We start from the raw sequence: 16,814 nt of genomic DNA, 5'->3' as shown, positions 1-16,814 counted from the left end.
AAGTGCGGTACAAAGCGAACCAGAAAAACGTAGCACCGTTTCACCGGACGACGCGCTGGCCGCGTGTGTCACAACCGGTACAAGAAGACGCGGCCGATACCTTCTCGTTATCAATTAGTCAGGAGACACGCAACATGAAACGTAGAATTTTCCTCACGCTGGCAGCAGCGGCGGCGGGTGTGGTCTTCAACGCACCGGTCGCGCAAGCCGCCGATCCGGTCAAGATCGGTTTCCTCGTCAAGCAGCCGGAGGAACCGTGGTTCCAGGACGAGTGGAAGTTCGCCGAAATTGCCGCCAAGGAAAAGGGCTTCACGCTGGTGAAGATCGGCGCGCCGTCGGGCGAAAAAGTGATGAGCGCGATCGACAACCTGTCGGCGCAAAAGGCGCAAGGCTTCGTGATCTGCACGCCTGACGTCAAGCTCGGACCGGGCATCGTCGCCAAGGCGAAAGCCGACGGCCTGAAGATGATGACGGTGGACGACCGTCTGGTCGACGGCGCGGGCAAGCCGATCGGGTCGGTGCCGCACATGGGCATCTCGGCGTACAACATCGGCAAACAGGTCGGCGACGGTCTGGCCGCCGAAATCAAGAAGCGCGGCTGGGACATGAAGGACGTGGGCGCGATCGACGTGACCTACGAACAACTGCCGACCGCGCATGACCGCACGAGCGGCGCAACCGACGCGCTGATCGCCGCCGGCTTCCCGAAAGCGAACGTGATTGCCGCGCCGCAAGCGAAGACCGACACGGAAAACGCGTTCAACGCCGCCAACATCGCGCTGACGAAGAACCCGCAGTTCAAGCACTGGGTCGCGTACGCGCTGAACGACGAAGGCGTGCTTGGCGCAGTGCGCGCAGCGGAAGGCCGCGGCTTCAAGGCCGACAACATGATCGGCATCGGCATCGGCGGTTCGGATTCGGCGTTGAACGAGTTCAAGAAGCCGAACCCGACGGGCTTCTTCGGCACGGTCATCATCAGCCCGAAGCGTCACGGCGAGGAAACCGCGACGCTGATGTACGACTGGATCACGCAAGGCAAGGCGCCGCCCCCGCTCACGTTGACGACCGGCATGCTGGCCACGCGTGAGAACGTCGGCGAAGTGCGCGAGAAGATGGGGCTTGCTTCGAAGTAACGCGCGGTGCAATGAAGGAATTGCCGGCGCGTCGCAAACGGCGCGCCGGCAACCGAAATAGAACATGAGCAGTAGCACATAGGCCATGCATTTCCGGTGTCGAACTACGACGCCAGGCGAGGCGCGGTCGAGATGAAACAGCGAGGAGGCGAAGTGTCAGCGACGCTACGTTTTGACAATATCGGCAAAGTCTTTCCAGGCGTGCGCGCGCTCGACGGTGTGTCCTTCGACGTCAACGTCGGCCAGGTGCACGGCCTGATGGGCGAAAACGGCGCAGGGAAATCGACCCTGCTGAAGATACTCGGCGGTGAATATCAGCCCGACTCGGGCCGCGTGATGATCGACGGAAAAGAAGTGCGCTTCACGAGCGCGGCTTCGTCGATTGCGGCAGGTATCGCGGTGATTCACCAGGAACTGCAATACGTGCCCGATCTGACCGTCGCGGAGAATCTGCTGCTCGGCCAGTTGCCGAATTCGTTCGGTTGGGTCAACAAAGGCGATGCAAAGCGCTTCGTGCGCGAGCGTCTCGAAGCAATGGGCGTCGCGCTCGATCCGAACGCGAAGCTGCGCAAGCTCTCCATCGCGCAACGGCAGATGGTGGAAATCTGCAAGGCATTGCTGCGCAACGCCCGTGTGATCGCGCTCGATGAACCGACCAGTTCGCTGTCGCATCGCGAAACGGAAGTCCTGTTCAAGCTGGTACGCGATCTGCGCGCCGACAACCGCGCGATGATCTACATCTCGCATCGGATGGACGAAATTTACGAACTCTGCGACGCGTGCACGATTTTCCGTGACGGTCGCAAGATCGCTTCGCATCCGACGCTCGAAGGCGTGTCGCGCGACACCATCGTCAGCGAAATGGTCGGGCGTGAGATCTCAGACATCTACAACTATTCGGAGCGGCCCCTCGGCGAAGTGCGCTTCGCGGCGAAGGCGATCGAAGGCCATGCGCTCTCGCAGCCGGCCAGCTTCGAAGTGCGGCGCGGCGAAATTGTCGGCTTCTTCGGCCTCGTGGGCGCGGGCCGCAGCGAACTGATGCATCTGGTGTACGGCACGGAGCATAAGAAGGGCGGCGAACTGGTGCTCGACGGCAAGGCGATCAGAGTGAAAAGCGCCGGCGAAGCGATTCGCCACGGCATCGTGCTATGCCCGGAAGACCGCAAGGAAGAAGGCATTGTCGCGATGGCGACGGTGTCGGAGAACATCAACATCAGTTGCCGCCGTCACTATCTGCGTGCGGGCATTTTCCTCGATCGCAAGAAGGAAGCGGAAACCGCGGACCGCTTCATCAAGCTGCTGAAGATCAAGACGCCGAGCCGCCGCCAGAAGATCCGCTTTCTGTCGGGCGGCAATCAGCAGAAGGCGATTCTGTCGCGCTGGCTCGCCGAACCCGATCTGAAAGTCGTGATTCTCGACGAACCGACTCGCGGCATCGACGTGGGCGCGAAGCACGAAATCTATAACGTGATTTACCAGCTTGCCGAACGCGGCTGCGCAATCGTGATGATCTCGTCGGAACTGCCCGAAGTGCTGGGTGTGTCCGACCGCATCGTCGTGATGCGCCAGGGCCGCATTGCCGGCGAACTGTCGCGCAAGGATGCAACGGAACAAGCGGTGTTGAGCCTCGCGTTGCCGCAAAGCTCGACCGCACTGCCCGCAACCGGAACTGCCGCTCAACAGGCGGCCTGAACATCATTGGACGAAAGTCCGGCAACCCGTGGGGAACGGGAGGAGTCTTCATCATGCAAGCTAGAGAAAACCTCGCGCAACAGGCCGCCAAGAGCGCTGCCGAAGCGCTGATTCCGCAGACGAGCGACAAGGCGAAGTGGTGGCAGCAGATCACCGAGTACAGCCTGATCCTGATCTTCGTGGTGATGTTCGTGACGATGTCGCTGACCGTCGACCACTTCTTCTCGATCGAGAACATGCTCGGCCTCGCGCTGTCCATTTCGCAGATCGGCATGGTCGCGTGCACGATGATGTTCTGTCTCGCGTCGCGCGATTTCGACTTGTCGATTGGATCGACCGTCGCGTTTGCCGGCGTGTTGTGCGCGATGGTGCTCAACGCGACCGACAATACGTTTATCGCGATCGTTGCCGCAGTGGCGGCAGGTGCGGTGATCGGCTTCGTCAACGGCGCGGTGATCGCGTATTTGCGCATCAACGCACTGATCACCACGCTCGCAACGATGGAAATCGTGCGCGGCCTCGGCTTTATCGTGTCGCACGGTCAGGCGGTGGGTGTGTCGTCGGATACGTTCATTGCGCTCGGCGGCTTGAGCTTCTTCGGCGTGTCGCTGCCGATCTGGGTTACGCTGCTGTGCTTCATCGTGTTCGGCGTGATGCTCAATCAGACCGTGTACGGCCGCAATACGCTCGCCATCGGCGGCAATCCGGAAGCGTCGCGTCTCGCGGGTATCAACGTCGAACGCACGCGCGTGTACATCTTCCTGATTCAGGGCGCCGTCACCGCGCTCGCAGGTGTGATCCTGGCGTCGCGGATTACGTCGGGGCAGCCGAATGCCGCGCAAGGCTTCGAACTGAACGTGATCTCGGCGTGCGTGCTCGGCGGCGTGTCGCTTCTCGGCGGCCGTGCGACGATCTCCGGCGTCGTGATTGGCGTGCTGATCATGGGCACCGTCGAGAACGTGATGAACCTGATGAACATCGACGCGTTCTATCAGTACCTCGTGCGTGGCGCGATCCTGCTCGCGGCCGTGCTGCTCGACCAGTTGAAGAACCGCGGTTCGCGCGACTAATCCCGGCTTAATCATCTCGCTCTAAAAGGAATCGAACGATGTCCTCTCCGGCCAATGCAAACGAGCGCCTCGCGAACAACGCATTCGCGCGCTACCCGAGTCTTGTCGACCGCACGGTGCTGATTACGGGAGGCGCGACCGGTATCGGCGCATCGTTTGTCGAGCATTTCGCGGCGCAGGGCGCGCGCGTTGCGTTCTTCGATATCGACGCAACCGCGGGCGAAGCGCTCGCGGACGAACTCGGCGACTCGAAGCACAAGCCGCTGTTCCTGCCCTGCGATCTGACCGACGTCGACGCGCTGCAAAAAGCGATCGCCGATGTGAAAGGCGCGCTCGGGCCAATCCAGGCGCTCGTGAACAATGCAGCGAACGACAAGCGTCACACGATCGGCGAAGTCACGCGCGAGTCTTTCGACGCGGGCATCGCGGTGAACATCCGTCATCAGTTCTTTGCCGCACAGGCGGTGATGGAAGACATGAAAGCCGCGAATAGCGGCTCGATCATCAATCTCGGCTCGATTAGCTGGATGTTGAAAAACGGCGGTTATCCGGTGTACGTGATGTCGAAATCGGCGGTGCAGGGTTTGACGCGCGGTCTCGCACGCGACCTGGGGCACTTCAACATTCGCGTGAACACGCTGGTGCCGGGCTGGGTGATGACGGAAAAGCAGAAGCGTCTGTGGCTCGACGACGCGGGCCGCCGTGCGATCAAGGAAGGGCAGTGCATCGACGCGGAACTCATGCCGGCCGACCTCGCGCGCATGGCGCTTTTCCTCGCCGCCGACGACAGCAGAATGATCACCGCGCAGGACATCGTCGTGGACGGAGGCTGGGCATGACGGCGAGCGCGCGCCCACACGCCGGTGCGCAGCCTGTGAAAACCGCGGCGCTGCTGCTCGACACCAAGTGCACGTTGGGCGAAGGCGCGACATGGTGCGCGAGAACCGGCCGCTTCTACTGGACGGATATCGAAGGCGCGCGTTTGTGGCGCTACGACCCGAGCGACGGCCGCAGCACTTTCTGGCCGATGCCCGAGCGTCTAGCAACGTTCGCGCTGTGTGCCGATCCGCATTACCTGTTGCTTGGCCTTGCCTCCCACCTGGCCTTCTTCGACATTGCGACGGGAGAGACGCGGCGCATCGTCGATGTGGAAGCGGGTATGAATACTCGCGTGAACGACGGCCGCTGCGACCGTCAGGGGCGTTTCGTGTTCGGCACGAAAGACGAAGGCTCGCCGTTGCAGGCGATCGGCGGGTTCTACCGGCTCAATCATGATCTGTCGCTGGAGCGCCTGCCGCTGCCCGCGCCGGCCATTTCCAACAGCATCGCGTTCAGTCCCGACGGCGCGACGATGTATTACTGCGACTCGCCCACACGGGAGATTCGCGCGTGCGACTATCGTGCGGACGGCGGCATTGCCAACGACCGGCTGTTCGTGCGCCTTACCGACGCTACCGGCGAGCCTGACGGCTCGACCGTCGATGACGACGGCGGCTTGTGGAACGCGCAATGGGGTGGCAGACGCGTCGTGCGTTATGGCGCCGACGGTGTCGAAACGGAGCGCGTGGAAGTGCCCACGGCGCAGCCAAGTTGCGTCGCGCTCGGCGGCGCGCAACTGGGCACGCTGTACATCACGAGTGCGCGCGTCGGTCTCGACGCAGCGGCGCTTGCCGGCGATTCGCGGGCGGGCGGCGTGTTCATCGCGACGCCTGCGCGGCGCGGTTTGCCTGAGCCGGTATTCCAGGGCGCGCCAGCGTAGCGCAGAATGACGCTGCTTCGCGGTCGATGCAGTAACCGGAAGGAAGAGCGGGGCGGCGGGTGACGAGCCGCGCTTGACAGAAACCAGCAACACCCCAGCAACACCCCGGCAGCACCCCAGCAATCCGCACAAATCGGCAGCAAGCAGTTCGGACCAGAGGCGACCTGTTCAAGAAAATCGCCCGACAACACCCGTCAGCCACGACGGCAACGTCCCAGCCTCTCGAAGGAGCAGATATGACTGTTGCGAATCCTGTTTCCGCCTCGTCCCAAACTTCCCGAGGCGCTCAGAGCCGGCGCTCGCGACTCGCGGCGGCGGCCAATCCGGTGTTGCCGGGGCCTAGCACCTCGGCGGTAGCAGTCGGCGAGACCTCGGCCGGCGACGTCGCGTGCATCACGCTCGCCAATGCGCATTTGCGTCTCGACGTCGCGCCCACGCTGGGTGGCGGAATCACGCGCTTCGACTGGCGCGACGACGGCGCGCTCACGCCGATTTTCCGTCGCTGCCGCCATGTCGCCGCCGACACGCAACCGAACGAACTCGCCTGTTATCCGCTGCTGCCGTATTCGAACCGTATCGGCGGCGGGCATTTCAATTTCGCTGGGCGGCGCGTCGACGTGGCATGCAATCGCGCCGACGAGCCGTTTCCGATTCACGGCGACGGCTGGCAGTCGGCGTGGCACGTCGTCGATTCAGACCGGGAGAATGTGCGGCTGACGCTCGATCGCCGTGACGGCAAGCCCTACGCGTTTCGCGCGGCGCAGACCTACAAGCTGGACGGCCCGTCGCTCGTCATCACGCTCGAAATCGAGAACGCGGGCCGCGAGGCTTTGCCTTTTGGACTCGGCGTGCATCCGTTTTTCGTACGCGACGCCGACACGGAGCTGTCGGCTGCGGCAGGCGGTCTATGGCTCGCCGGCGATGACTGGCTGCCTGTCCGTCACGTGCAGGCGCCGCCCGCGTGGCAGTTCGGCGTCGCATATCCGTTGCCGGAAACGATCGTCAATCATGCATTCACTGGCTGGAGCGGGCAGGCGGCCGTGGTGTGGCCCAAGCGCCGGCTGTCGCTGAACATCGCCGCCGACACCGACTACTACGTGCTATACACGCCTCCTGGCAAGGATTTCTTTTGCTTCGAGCCCGTCGATCATCCGATCAACGCGATGAATCTCGCCGGCGGCGCATGCGAAAACGGCATGACGCTGCTTGGGCGTGGAGAGCAACTCGTGCGGACGTTCCGCTTCACCGTTGAACGTACCGGTTTGCGTTCGATGCCGGGCGCGCGAGGATCGCGGCGTCGGCAATAGTGCGCGGTCCTCAGTGGCTTGGGGGGCAGGGTCACCCACGGTGACTCGCGGCGCGTCGAAGGACTTGCGCTGGTCCGGCTGATCCAGAGCGACCCGCGCCGTCCGTTCACGCCGGACAGGTAAAATACGCGCCTCTTCCGATTACCGGCTCGCCGCGAGACCCACCATGTCCAACTTCATCCAGACACTCAACGACGCCTGGCAGCGCACCAACTCGCTGCTGTGCGTCGGCCTCGATCCGGAGCCCAGCAAGTTTCCGGGCGCGCTCGCCGGCCGCGCCGACGCGATCTTCGACTTCTGCCGCGAGATCGTCGACGCGACTGCACCGTACGCGTCGTCGTTCAAGCCGCAAATCGCCTACTTCGCGGCGCATCGCGCGGAAGACCAGCTCGAGCAGCTGATCGCGCACATTCATGCACATCATCCTGGCTTGCCGGTCATTCTCGACGCAAAGCGCGGCGACATCGGCAGCACTGCGGAGCAATACGCGCGCGAGGCGTTCGAGCGCTACCAGGCGGACGCCGTGACCGTGAATCCGTACATGGGCTTCGATTCGATCGAGCCGTATTTGCAGCACGAAGGCAAAGGCGTGATCGTTCTGTGCCGCACATCGAATGCGGGCGGCTCCGACCTGCAATTCCTGGAAACGGGAGGCCGTCCGCTGTATCAGGTCGTCGCGCAACTGGCGGCGGAAAAGTGGAATGCGAGCGGCCAGTTGGCTCTGGTGGTCGGCGCGACTTTCCCGAAGGAAATCGAAGTGGTGCGCGGGATTGTCGGCGATATGCCGCTGCTGATTCCGGGCATCGGCGCGCAGGGCGGCGACGTGCAGGCGACCGTCAGCGCAGGCCGCACCGCGAACGGCACGGGCATGCTTATCAACTCGTCGCGCGCGATCATCTATGCAGGCAAGGGCGAGGATTTCGCTCAGGCTGCAGCGAAGGCCGCAATGGAAACGCGCGACCGGATCAACGCATTCCGTTGAATCGCGTATTGAGTTGGTGGAGGGGCCGGCTCAGTCGGTGGCTGGCCCGAGCCGCTCGATGTGCGCGGCATGTCGCGGGTATTGCGCTTTCAGCGCGTCCACATCCGCAAGCTCGAATTCACTGAACTCGAAACCGGGCGCGACCGTGCAGCCCGCGAGCGCGAACGTCGCCGGATCCGCACATTCGGCGGCGAACCACGAACCGGCCGGCACCACGGCCTGGAACACCGTACCGGAATGAGTCAACGCGTTGCCGAGCCGATGCGTAACAAGCGCGCCGGACTCCTCTAGTACATGAACATTCAGCGGTTCGCCTGCATAGAAATGCCAGAGCTCGTCGGACTTGATGCGGTGCCACGCCGAATGCGCGCCGTCGCACAACAGGTAGTAGATCGCCGTGGATGCCGAACGCGTTTCGGCTGAGCCGCCCGCGCGGCTCACGCGCTCCGCCGACCGGTAAGTCTCGCTAAAAAATCCACCTTCCGGATGCGGCTTCAAGTCGAAGCGGCGGATCAACTCGTCTTTGGCTGCGTGCGAATCAGGCATCGGGTTCCCGCCTCCAACGAAAGTCAGTGTTCGCGCTCGTCGAGCAGCGCGAGCACGCCGCGCAGCGCGTGCGCTGCGGCCTGCACGCGGATCTGTTCGCGGTCGCCCTTGAAAATCTTCGTTTCAACCGATGTATGCAGCCGGTTGCTCCAGCCGAACGACACCATGCCGACCGGTTTGGTCTCCGTGCCGCCGCCAGGGCCCGCGACGCCCGTGATCGACAGCGAAACTTGCGCGCGGCTGTTGCGCAGCGCGCCTTCCGCCATAGCGCGTGCCACCTGCTCGCTGACCGCGCCGTGCTTTTCGATCATGTCCGCGGGCACGCCGATCATTTCGCTCTTCGCCTGGTTCGAATAGGTGACGAAGCCCCGCTCGAACCAGCCGCTGCTGCCGGAGATGTCGGTGATCGCGGTCGCGACCATGCCGCCCGTGCACGATTCGGCGGTGACGAGCATCAGGCGCTCGTCGCGCAGGCGGTTGCTCACGCGGATCGCGAGCTGGTGAACGACGGAATCGGTAGGCATGGCGTCAATCCGGAACGGGGCGCGGCGGTTAAACGGACATGCGCCAGAGCGCAATCACGAGCAAGGTGAAAAACGCGGCAACGAGGTCGTCGAACATGATGCCAAAACCGCCTTTCAGCCGGCGATCGAAATAGCTGATGGGCGGCGGCTTCACCATGTCGAAAAAGCGGAACACGATGAACGCCCAGAACTGGCCCGTGAGCGTGACCGGCGTGACCATCAGCAGCACGAGCCAGAAGGCGACGATTTCGTCCCACACGACGGGCGATGGATCGTCGGTGCCGAGCTTCTTCGCGGTAAAGCCGCAAATCGCGATGCCGCCCACAAAGCCGACGCCGATCAGCACACCCCACTCGATCACGGTCAGATAGCGGCTGAAAACGGCGAATGAGGCCCACGCGAACAGCGTGCCGATCGTGCCGGGCGCGATCGGCGACAAGCCGCTGCCGAAACCGAGCGACAGAATGTGCAGCGGGTGCGACAGCATGAAGCGCGCGGTCGCGCGGCGCGGCTGAGGGCGCTGCGGCTTGGGCGGCTGGCTGCCGACGAGATTGTCGGCGGGCCTGAGCGGGCGATCAGTCTGCATGAAAGTGGTCGAAGCCTTGCAACGTCAGAGTGAGCGGCGCGCCGGCGGCATCGCGCCAGTCGATCGCCGGGCGGTCGGCCGCCGTTTGGAGAGCGCTTATTGTACCGATGCGCGTGACGGGCACGCCCGCCTCGTGGCCGGCGGCTTGAACGGCGTCGCGCGCGGCCGGCGGCGCGGTGAAGCACAACTCGTAGTCGTCGCCGCCCGCGAGCGTGCAGCGCCGCTGCGTATCGAGCGGCAGATTGCGCAGTGCGGCCGAACGCGGCACCGCGTCGGCGTCGACGGTGGCCCGCATATTCGAGCGATCGAGAATGTGCTTCAGGTCGCCGGCGAGCCCATCCGATATATCCAGCGCCGCATGGGCGACGCCGCGCAGCGCCAATCCGAGCGCGACGCGCGGCTCCGGGCGTTCGAGCGCGCGGCGAAACTCCGTGGCGTCGCCGGCATCAGCAGTCCACTCGCCGCGCTGGATGCCGAGGCTTGCGCGCGCGTCGCCGAGCGTGCCCGACACCCAGATGTCGTCCCCCGCGCGTGCGGCGTCGCGGCGCAGCGCGGCTTGCGGCGGCACGCTGCCGAACACGGTGATGCACAGGTTCAGCGGACCGCCGGTCGTATCGCCGCCGATCAGCGCGCAGCCATGCCGTTCGGCGAGCGCGAAAAGCCCTTCGCTAAATGCGGTGAGCCACGTTTCATCGGCCTTGGGCAAGGAGAACGCGAGCGTGAACGCCTGCGGTTGCGCGCCCATCGCGGCGAGATCCGACAGATTGACGGCGAGGGCCTTGTGACCGAGCGCCTCGGGATCGACATCCGCGAAGAAGTGGCGGCCTTCCACCAGCATGTCTGTGGAAATCGCCAGCATTTCGCCCGCGCGCGGCGCGAGCAGCGCGCAGTCGTCGCCGATGCCGAGCGAACCGCTCGGGGCCGCCGACGCCTGGCCCGCCGCGCGGCGCGCAAAGAAACGTTCGATCAGCGAAAACTCAGAGAGCATTGTGAGGAAAAGTGAAGGGACGACCGCCTTTCGCTACGTTTCAGTCTCGGCAGTTGTACCCGTATTGAAGGAATCGGGCCGGCAATTGGGGCTACAATGCCGTCGAACATCTATTCTAATCCGCACTTCCAAGCCCGCCTTATGTCGACTCCCGTCAATAGCAAACTCCGCGAAGCCGCTCTCGATTACCACGAATTCCCGACCCCCGGGAAGATCGCGATCGCCCCCACCAAGCAGATGATCAACCAGCGCGACCTCGCGCTGGCGTACTCGCCGGGTGTCGCGTTCGCGTGTGAAGAGATCGTCGAGAACCCGCTGAATGCCGCGCGCTTCACGGCGCGCAGCAACCTGGTCGGCGTCGTGACGAACGGCACGGCGGTGCTCGGCCTCGGCAATATCGGCCCGCTCGCATCCAAGCCGGTCATGGAAGGCAAGGCGGTGCTGTTCAAGAAGTTCGCCGGCATCGACGTGTTCGATATCGAGTTGAACGAGTCGGACCCGCACAAGCTCGTCGACGTGATCGCGGCGCTCGAGCCGACTTTCGGCGGCATCAATCTCGAAGACATCAAGGCGCCGGACTGCTTCATCGTCGAGCGCGAATGTCGCAAGCGCATGAAGATTCCGGTCTTCCATGACGACCAGCACGGCACGGCGATCGTCGTCGCGGCGGCGATCACGAACGGTTTGAAGGTTGTCGGCAAGGACATCAAGGACGTCAAGCTGGTTTCCTCCGGCGCGGGCGCGGCGGCGCTGGCCTGTCTGGATCTGCTCGTCGATATCGGGCTGCCGCTCGAAAACATCACCGTCACCGATCTGGCCGGCGTGGTCTACAAGGGCCGCGTCGAACTGATGGACCCGGACAAGGAACGCTTCGCGCGTGAAACCGAGGCCCGCACGCTCGCGGAGGCGATTGGCGGCGCGGACGTTTTCCTGGGTCTGTCGGCGGGCGGTGTGCTCAAGCAGGAGATGGTCAAGCAGATGGCGGAACGGCCGCTGATTCTGGCGCTCGCTAACCCGACGCCGGAAATCCTGCCGGAACTGGCGCTGGAAGTGCGTCCGGACGCCGTGCTGTGCACGGGCCGCACCGACTACCCGAACCAGGTGAACAACGTGCTGGTGTTCCCGTTCCTGTTCCGCGGCGCGCTGGACGCCGGGGCGACCACGGTCACACGGGAAATGGAAATAGCGGCGGTCAATGCGCTTGCTGAACTGGCGCGCCAGGAGCAGAGCGATATCGTCGCGACGGCTTACGGCATTCAGGACCTCTCGTTCGGTCCGGAATATCTGATTCCCAAACCGTTCGACCCGCGTCTGATCGTCAAGGTCGCGCCCGCAGTGGCGAAGGCCGCGATGGATTCGGGCGTCGCCGAGCGTCCGATCGAGGACATGGACGCGTACGAACAGCATCTGCAGCAGTTCGTGTATCACAGCGGCACGACGATGAAGCCCATCTTCCAGCTGGCGCGCGGCGTCGAGCCGGAGAAAAAGCGCATTGTGTTCGCGGAAGGCGAAGAAGAGCGCGTGTTGCGCGCCATGCAGATCATCGTCGACGAAAAGCTGGCCAAGCCGATCCTGATTGGCCGTCCGGCGGTGATCGAGCAGCGCATTGCGCGCTACGGTCTGCGTCTCGTCGCGGGTCAGGACTACACGGTCGTCAATACGGACCACGACGAGCGCTATCGCGACTTCTGGCAGGAATATTACAAGATGATGTCCCGCAAGGGCATCACGCAGCAGATGGCCAAGCTCGAAATGCGCCGCCGCACCACGCTGATCGGCGCGATGCTGGTCAAGAAGGGCGAGGCGGACGGCATGATCTGCGGCACGATCAGCACGACGCACCGTCACCTGCACTTCATCGATCAGGTCATCGGCAAGCGCGAAGGTTGCGCCGTCTATGCCGCGATGAACGCGCTGGTACTGCCGAATCGCCAGATTTTCCTGGTCGATACGCACGTGAACGTGGACCCGACGCCGGAGCAGCTGGCCGAGATCACGATCATGGCCGCCGAGGAAGTGCGCCGTTTCGGTATCGAGCCGAAGGTCGCGCTGGTGTCGCACTCGAACTTCGGTTCGAGCAATGCGCCGACCGCGCAGAAAATGCGCGATACGCTTGCCATCCTGCGCGAACGCGCGCCGGAGTTGCAGGTTGACGGCGAGATGCACGGCGACGTCGCGCTCGACGCCAATCTGCGCCGCGAAGTGCTGCCCGACTCGACGCTGGAAGGCGATGCAAACCTGCTGGTGCTGCCGAACATCGACGCTGCCAACATCTCGTACAACCTGCTGAAGACGGCGGCGGGCAACAACATCGCCATCGGCCCGATGCTGCTGGGCGCGGCGCAGCCCGTGCACGTACTGACGGCTTCCGCGACGGTTCGACGCATCGTCAACATGACAGCGCTGCTGGTAGCGGATGTGATCGCGGCCCGCTGACCGCTCATCCGCGCTGACCGGCGCCGGCTCCCGCCGGCGCAGTTCGCGGAAAAACGTGCCGGCGGCTCCTGCCGGCCTCGTCCAACGAAAAAAGAGGCGTGCCCGCAACGGGCACGCCTTAGGGCGAACTGGGGATAGCCGCCCCAAAACGGCAAACAACAGACTTCCGTTGCAAGAACTCAGCGCCCGGCATTCCGCGCGGAAAAACCGGCGTCACTGCGTCTTTTGCTTGGTTGAGCTAATGTTAGCGTGCCCTGGATAAATTTTGTGTCAAAAGTCGTCAAAGCGCTGCTGGTGGGGCTTTCGCGCCGAATCGGGCCGTTTTGCGGCTCCGGCGAACGTTGATTCCGGGGACCATTAGCGATACCCTTACGACTTTCATGGTCGTTAAACTCGTGATCTAACAGCCGGGAAACTTGGTAAATGGCACGCAGATGGCAGCGCATCAAGGGCGTGCTGACCGGTGCTGTTGCGCTGTGCGTTTTCTGCGGCCCCGTGCCTCACGCCTTCGCGCGCAATTACACGGCACCCACCGGCACGAATGCACAGGGCCAAGGCACCATTGCGGCGGCGCAGTTGCCCCGTGAGGCGGTCAATACATTGAACTTGATTGCCGCGGGCGGGCCTTACCCGTATGAAAAGGACGGCGTCGTGTTCGGCAACCGCGAACGGTTGCTGCTGCCCAACCGGCGCGGCTTTTACCACGAATACACCGTTCCCACGCCTCGTTCACGTAATCGCGGGGCGCGTCGCATCGTCTGCGGAGGTCCGCTGAAGCGAACCGACAATTGTTACTACTCGGACGACCACTGCACCAGTTTTAATCGTATTGTTGAATGACATCGGGATGAACGGCATGAGCGACAACGTCTACGCGCACGACACCGGAGTCGCGACGGATCTTTTCGCGGCCGGCGACGGCAATCTGTTCCAGCGCGTCATGAAGATGCGCGCCGGCGAGCAGGGCCGTGAGAACCGGAGCGAAGCTGACAGTGTGGTTTCATCGAACGAGGAGCCCATGAGTCTTTTCAAGACCGTACGACCGAACATCGTACAGTCGATCCGCGCGTTCCGCGTTCAGGATCTCGCCGACGAGGCGAATCGACTCGGACAGCACTTTCTCTACGCGTACTGCGCGAATGCGCAGTCCAAGCAGGAGGTTCTGGAAACCATCGCAACATCGTTCCTGTTTCCGAAGCATTTCGGCAAGAATTATGACGCGCTCTACGATTGCCTGACCGACCTGGTCCACAAGGCCGGCGCCCAGCCTGGCTTCGTGATCGTGCTCGAGCAATTGCCCGTCGCGCAGAAATTCGACAAGGAAGGGCGAGAGACGCTGCTCGACGTGTTCCGCGAAGCGGCCGAATTCTGGGCCGAGCGCAAGGTTGCGTTCCGCGTCTTTTATTCGTTCGCCTGAATGCTTTGAGCAGGGCTTCCTGGCTCGGCTAAAGTCGGAATCGAAAAGGCCCGCCAACTGGCGGGCCTTTGTTTTGGCGGATCTGGATTGGGCCTGCTGCCAGTGCTGCCAGTGCCGTTCCTAGCGCTCGTGCCACCGCCACCGCCACCGCCACCGCCACCGCCACCGCTGCCGCGGCAGGCACACGCCCAATCAGTCCCTTACCAGCCGCCCCACCCAGCCGCGAGTGCGGACAGAACAGCCATGCCGGCGGTTTCCGTGCGCAGCACGCGCGGTCCGAGCCCGACCGCCTGAAATCCGTGGTCCGTCGCGGCGGCTTCTTCCGCGGCGGAAAAGCCGCCTTCGGGGCCGACCAGCACGGTGACGGGGCCCTTCGGCGGTGTCGCCGGCAGCGCCGAAAAATGGATGCTCGCGCGTGGTGACAACAGGATGCGCAGTTCGTCTTCGGCGGGAATGCGCGGCATTGCGGCGAGCCAGGTGGCGATTTCACGTACCGGCGTGACTGTCGGCAGACGATTGCGTCCGCACTGCTCACACGACGCCCGCACGATGCCCTCCCAGTGCGCATGCCGCCGAAGCGCGCGATCACCGTTCAGACGCACGACGCTGCGCGTGGTGGTCAATGGCACGAAGCTCGACGCGCCGAGTTCGACGGCTTTTTCGATCAGCCAGTCCATCTTGTCGCCGCTTGCGATGCCCTGCGCGAGAGTGAGCCGATACGGCGGCTCGACTTCGATGTCGCGGAATTCGCCGACCTTCACGGTGACCGTGCGGCGTTCGATCGCGACGAGTTCGGCGCTGTATTCACCGCCCTCGCCGTTGAAAAGCACAATGGAGTCACCGGTCTGCAAGCGCAGCACGAGGACGTGCCGTACGACGTCATCGGGAAGTTGCATGATGTCGTCGGGCGAAAGAGGCGTACCGACGAAGAAGCGAGGCATCAGAAAAATACTCATTAGTTCACGAAAGGTGACGTGCGAGCGCCCAACGGTAGCCGTCCAGATCCTCGACCTGGGCGAAGCGGTCGCCCCAGAACTGGTCCTGCGGCTCGCTCAACGATTTGGCGCCGGCGGCAAGCGCCCGGGCGTAAACCGTGTCGACATCGTCGACGTAGACGTAAAACGATTGCGGCGCGATCGCGCCCGCGCTTCGGGGTGTTTTCGCGGCGGAGCCGAACGCGCCTTCGGGCGCGAACATCACGATCAACTGACCTTGATAGGTCATCTCGACATGCATGACGACGCCGTCGTCCTGCACGCTGTCCCGCAATTCGAAACCGAACGCAGCGGTGTAGAAGGCTGTAGCGGCTCGCGCGTCCCGTACCGTCAGATACGGGGTCAACCAGGGCACACCGGCTGGGCGGGAGGCGGTCATGGGGTTCTCCAGATCTAGGGTTATTGGGCGCATGCCGGGCGCCCGCAACGGGTTGCGTATCGGCGAGGAGATAGCGCGCTCCGGCGAAGGCGTGCATTTTGCCCGTGCGTCAGCTTGACGGCTTTAAGAATTGACCTAGTTTATCTTGCACCGACGGTGATGCCGTCAAGAGTCCGGCATGCACGGCAGGGCTGTAGTGCTTTCGTGCGTCGATCCGACGCGCGAGGAGGCGCTCCGCCACAATATCAGCCGTTAGGGCGGCAGGATCGAGCGTGTCGCTGGCGGTCGCCATCATCCACAACGAGCCGTATAGCGGGACGAACGTGTTCATGGTGCGCACGACCGCGAACACGCCGCGCAGATCGCCAAGCAGGCCGGCAATGCTCTCGGCGTGGAAGTAGGGCGACCCAAGATGGACGGACAACACGGCGTTCGCGCTCATCACCCGCTTGAGCTGACGGTAGAAGGTGGTCGTGTACAGGCCGGCCGCCGGCGAGTCGGGGGGCGTCAAATCGAATACGATCAGATCGAACTGCGCGGACCGTGCCTGGGCGGCCGCGGCCACGTAATGCGCGGCATCGCCGATCACGAGTTCGACGCGCGGATCGTCGAATGCGCCGCCGTGTACTTCGGGCATGTGCTCGCGTGTCAGGCGAATCACCTGTTCGTCGAGCTCGGCGACCACGATCCTTTCGATGCCCGGATGCGCGAGCAGTTGCCGGGCGGCGCCGCCGTCGCCTCCACCTAGCACCAGAGCCGCTTTCGGTGCCGGATGCGCCAGCGCCGCCGGATGCACCATGCACTCGTGATAGATGAACTCGTCGCCGGTGGACGTCATCGGACGGCCGTCCAGCGTGAAGATCCGGCCGAGCTGGCGTGTGTCCCACACTTCGATGCGCTGATACGGCGAATCGACGCGTGCGATCAGCGACGCGTTCGGAAATCCGTAGACAGCGTCGGGACTCGGGTGGAACAGCAAAGTAGCGCTCAAGATGGTTTG

17 protein-coding genes are annotated in these 16,814 nt (G+C 63.6%); 10 read left to right on the top strand and 7 right to left on the bottom strand.

The genetic code is table 11. From position 1 onward, the window contains the following. Positions 1-134: 134 nt before the first annotated feature. From RW095_RS32675 to pyrF, 7 genes are all read left to right on the top strand, one after another. Positions 135-1,133 carry an arabinose ABC transporter substrate-binding protein gene (locus RW095_RS32675; protein ID WP_317020058.1) on the top strand — a complete coding sequence of 333 codons (999 nt, stop codon included), beginning with the start codon at positions 135-137 and terminating at the stop codon, positions 1,131-1,133. A 153-nt stretch (positions 1,134-1,286) separates the two neighbouring features. Then, positions 1,287-2,825, top strand: coding sequence for an L-arabinose ABC transporter ATP-binding protein AraG (araG, locus tag RW095_RS32670; protein ID WP_317020057.1), 1,539 nt, complete (start codon positions 1,287-1,289; stop codon positions 2,823-2,825). A gap of 53 nt (positions 2,826-2,878) precedes the next feature. Further along, positions 2,879-3,895, top strand: a complete 1,017-nt coding sequence (gene araH / locus RW095_RS32665; protein ID WP_006051875.1) for an L-arabinose ABC transporter permease AraH — start codon at positions 2,879-2,881, stop codon at positions 3,893-3,895. Between the two features lie 38 nt (positions 3,896-3,933). Continuing rightward, the gene (locus tag RW095_RS32660; RefSeq protein ID WP_317020056.1) at positions 3,934-4,734 is read left to right on the top strand and encodes an SDR family NAD(P)-dependent oxidoreductase; all 801 of its coding nucleotides are present in this window, start codon (positions 3,934-3,936) and stop codon (positions 4,732-4,734) included. Beyond that, positions 4,731-5,654, top strand: coding sequence for an SMP-30/gluconolactonase/LRE family protein (locus tag RW095_RS32655; protein WP_317020055.1), 924 nt, complete (start codon positions 4,731-4,733; stop codon positions 5,652-5,654). The genes RW095_RS32660 and RW095_RS32655 overlap by 4 nt, the downstream gene beginning before the upstream one ends. Positions 5,655-5,890: 236 nt before the next feature. After that, positions 5,891-6,961 (top strand): aldose 1-epimerase, encoded by a 1,071-nt coding sequence (locus RW095_RS32650; RefSeq protein WP_317020054.1) that lies wholly within the window; start codon positions 5,891-5,893, stop codon positions 6,959-6,961. Between the two features lie 166 nt (positions 6,962-7,127). Continuing rightward, on the top strand, positions 7,128-7,943 hold the full coding sequence (pyrF, locus tag RW095_RS32645) for an orotidine-5'-phosphate decarboxylase (protein ID WP_087752238.1): 816 nt from the start codon (positions 7,128-7,130) through the stop codon (positions 7,941-7,943). A 30-nt stretch (positions 7,944-7,973) separates the two neighbouring features. On the opposite strand, the gene RW095_RS32640 is transcribed toward pyrF, so the two are convergent. From RW095_RS32640 to thiL, 4 genes are read right to left on the bottom strand one after another with little or no spacing between them, the layout of a single operon-like run. Further along, positions 7,974-8,489, bottom strand: coding sequence for a cupin domain-containing protein (locus RW095_RS32640; RefSeq protein WP_317020053.1), 516 nt, complete (start codon positions 8,487-8,489; stop codon positions 7,974-7,976). A gap of 23 nt (positions 8,490-8,512) precedes the next feature. Further along, a complete protein-coding gene (locus RW095_RS32635; RefSeq protein WP_128588202.1) occupies positions 8,513-9,013 on the bottom strand; it encodes a CinA family protein in 501 nt (166 codons plus the stop codon). 28 nt (positions 9,014-9,041) lie between these two features. Then, positions 9,042-9,599, bottom strand: a complete 558-nt coding sequence (locus RW095_RS32630; RefSeq protein ID WP_317020052.1) for a phosphatidylglycerophosphatase A family protein — start codon at positions 9,597-9,599, stop codon at positions 9,042-9,044. Next, entirely contained in the window at positions 9,589-10,587 is a 999-nt protein-coding gene (thiL, locus tag RW095_RS32625; protein WP_317020051.1) for a thiamine-phosphate kinase, read from the bottom strand. Before thiL ends, RW095_RS32630 begins: the two co-directional genes overlap by 11 nt. A 96-nt stretch (positions 10,588-10,683) precedes the next feature. Between thiL and RW095_RS32620 the strand changes: the two genes are divergently transcribed. The 3 genes from RW095_RS32620 (at position 10,684) to RW095_RS32610 (ending at position 14,440) form a co-directional block, all read left to right on the top strand. Then, a complete protein-coding gene (locus tag RW095_RS32620) occupies positions 10,684-13,023 on the top strand; it encodes an NADP-dependent malic enzyme (protein ID WP_317020050.1) in 2,340 nt (779 codons plus the stop codon). A gap of 423 nt (positions 13,024-13,446) precedes the next feature. Beyond that, the gene (locus RW095_RS32615) at positions 13,447-13,863 is read left to right on the top strand and encodes a ribonuclease (RefSeq protein WP_317020049.1); all 417 of its coding nucleotides are present in this window, start codon (positions 13,447-13,449) and stop codon (positions 13,861-13,863) included. Between the two features lie 7 nt (positions 13,864-13,870). Continuing rightward, positions 13,871-14,440 carry a barstar family protein gene (locus RW095_RS32610; RefSeq protein ID WP_020071292.1) on the top strand — a complete coding sequence of 190 codons (570 nt, stop codon included), beginning with the start codon at positions 13,871-13,873 and terminating at the stop codon, positions 14,438-14,440. Between the two features lie 200 nt (positions 14,441-14,640). On the opposite strand, the gene RW095_RS32605 is transcribed toward RW095_RS32610, so the two are convergent. The 3 genes from RW095_RS32605 to speE all read right to left on the bottom strand — a co-directional run bounded on the left by RW095_RS32605 (position 14,641) and on the right by speE (position 16,805). Beyond that, positions 14,641-15,381, bottom strand: a complete 741-nt coding sequence (locus RW095_RS32605) for a 16S rRNA (uracil(1498)-N(3))-methyltransferase (RefSeq protein WP_317020048.1) — start codon at positions 15,379-15,381, stop codon at positions 14,641-14,643. Positions 15,382-15,400: 19 nt separating this feature from the next. After that, positions 15,401-15,814: a VOC family protein gene (locus RW095_RS32600; RefSeq protein ID WP_128589223.1), complete on the bottom strand. Its 414-nt coding sequence runs from the start codon at positions 15,812-15,814 to the stop codon at positions 15,401-15,403. A gap of 109 nt (positions 15,815-15,923) precedes the next feature. Continuing rightward, a complete protein-coding gene (gene speE, locus RW095_RS32595) occupies positions 15,924-16,805 on the bottom strand; it encodes a polyamine aminopropyltransferase (RefSeq protein WP_317020047.1) in 882 nt (293 codons plus the stop codon). Between the last annotated feature and the right edge of the window lie 9 nt (positions 16,806-16,814).

Source organism: Paraburkholderia kirstenboschensis, assembly GCF_032806925.1.
GTDB classification, from domain to species: Bacteria; Pseudomonadota; Gammaproteobacteria; order Burkholderiales; family Burkholderiaceae; genus Paraburkholderia; species Paraburkholderia kirstenboschensis.
The sequence above is the reverse complement of the archived record's forward strand: the minus strand, read 5'-3'. Positions and strand labels throughout refer to the sequence as shown.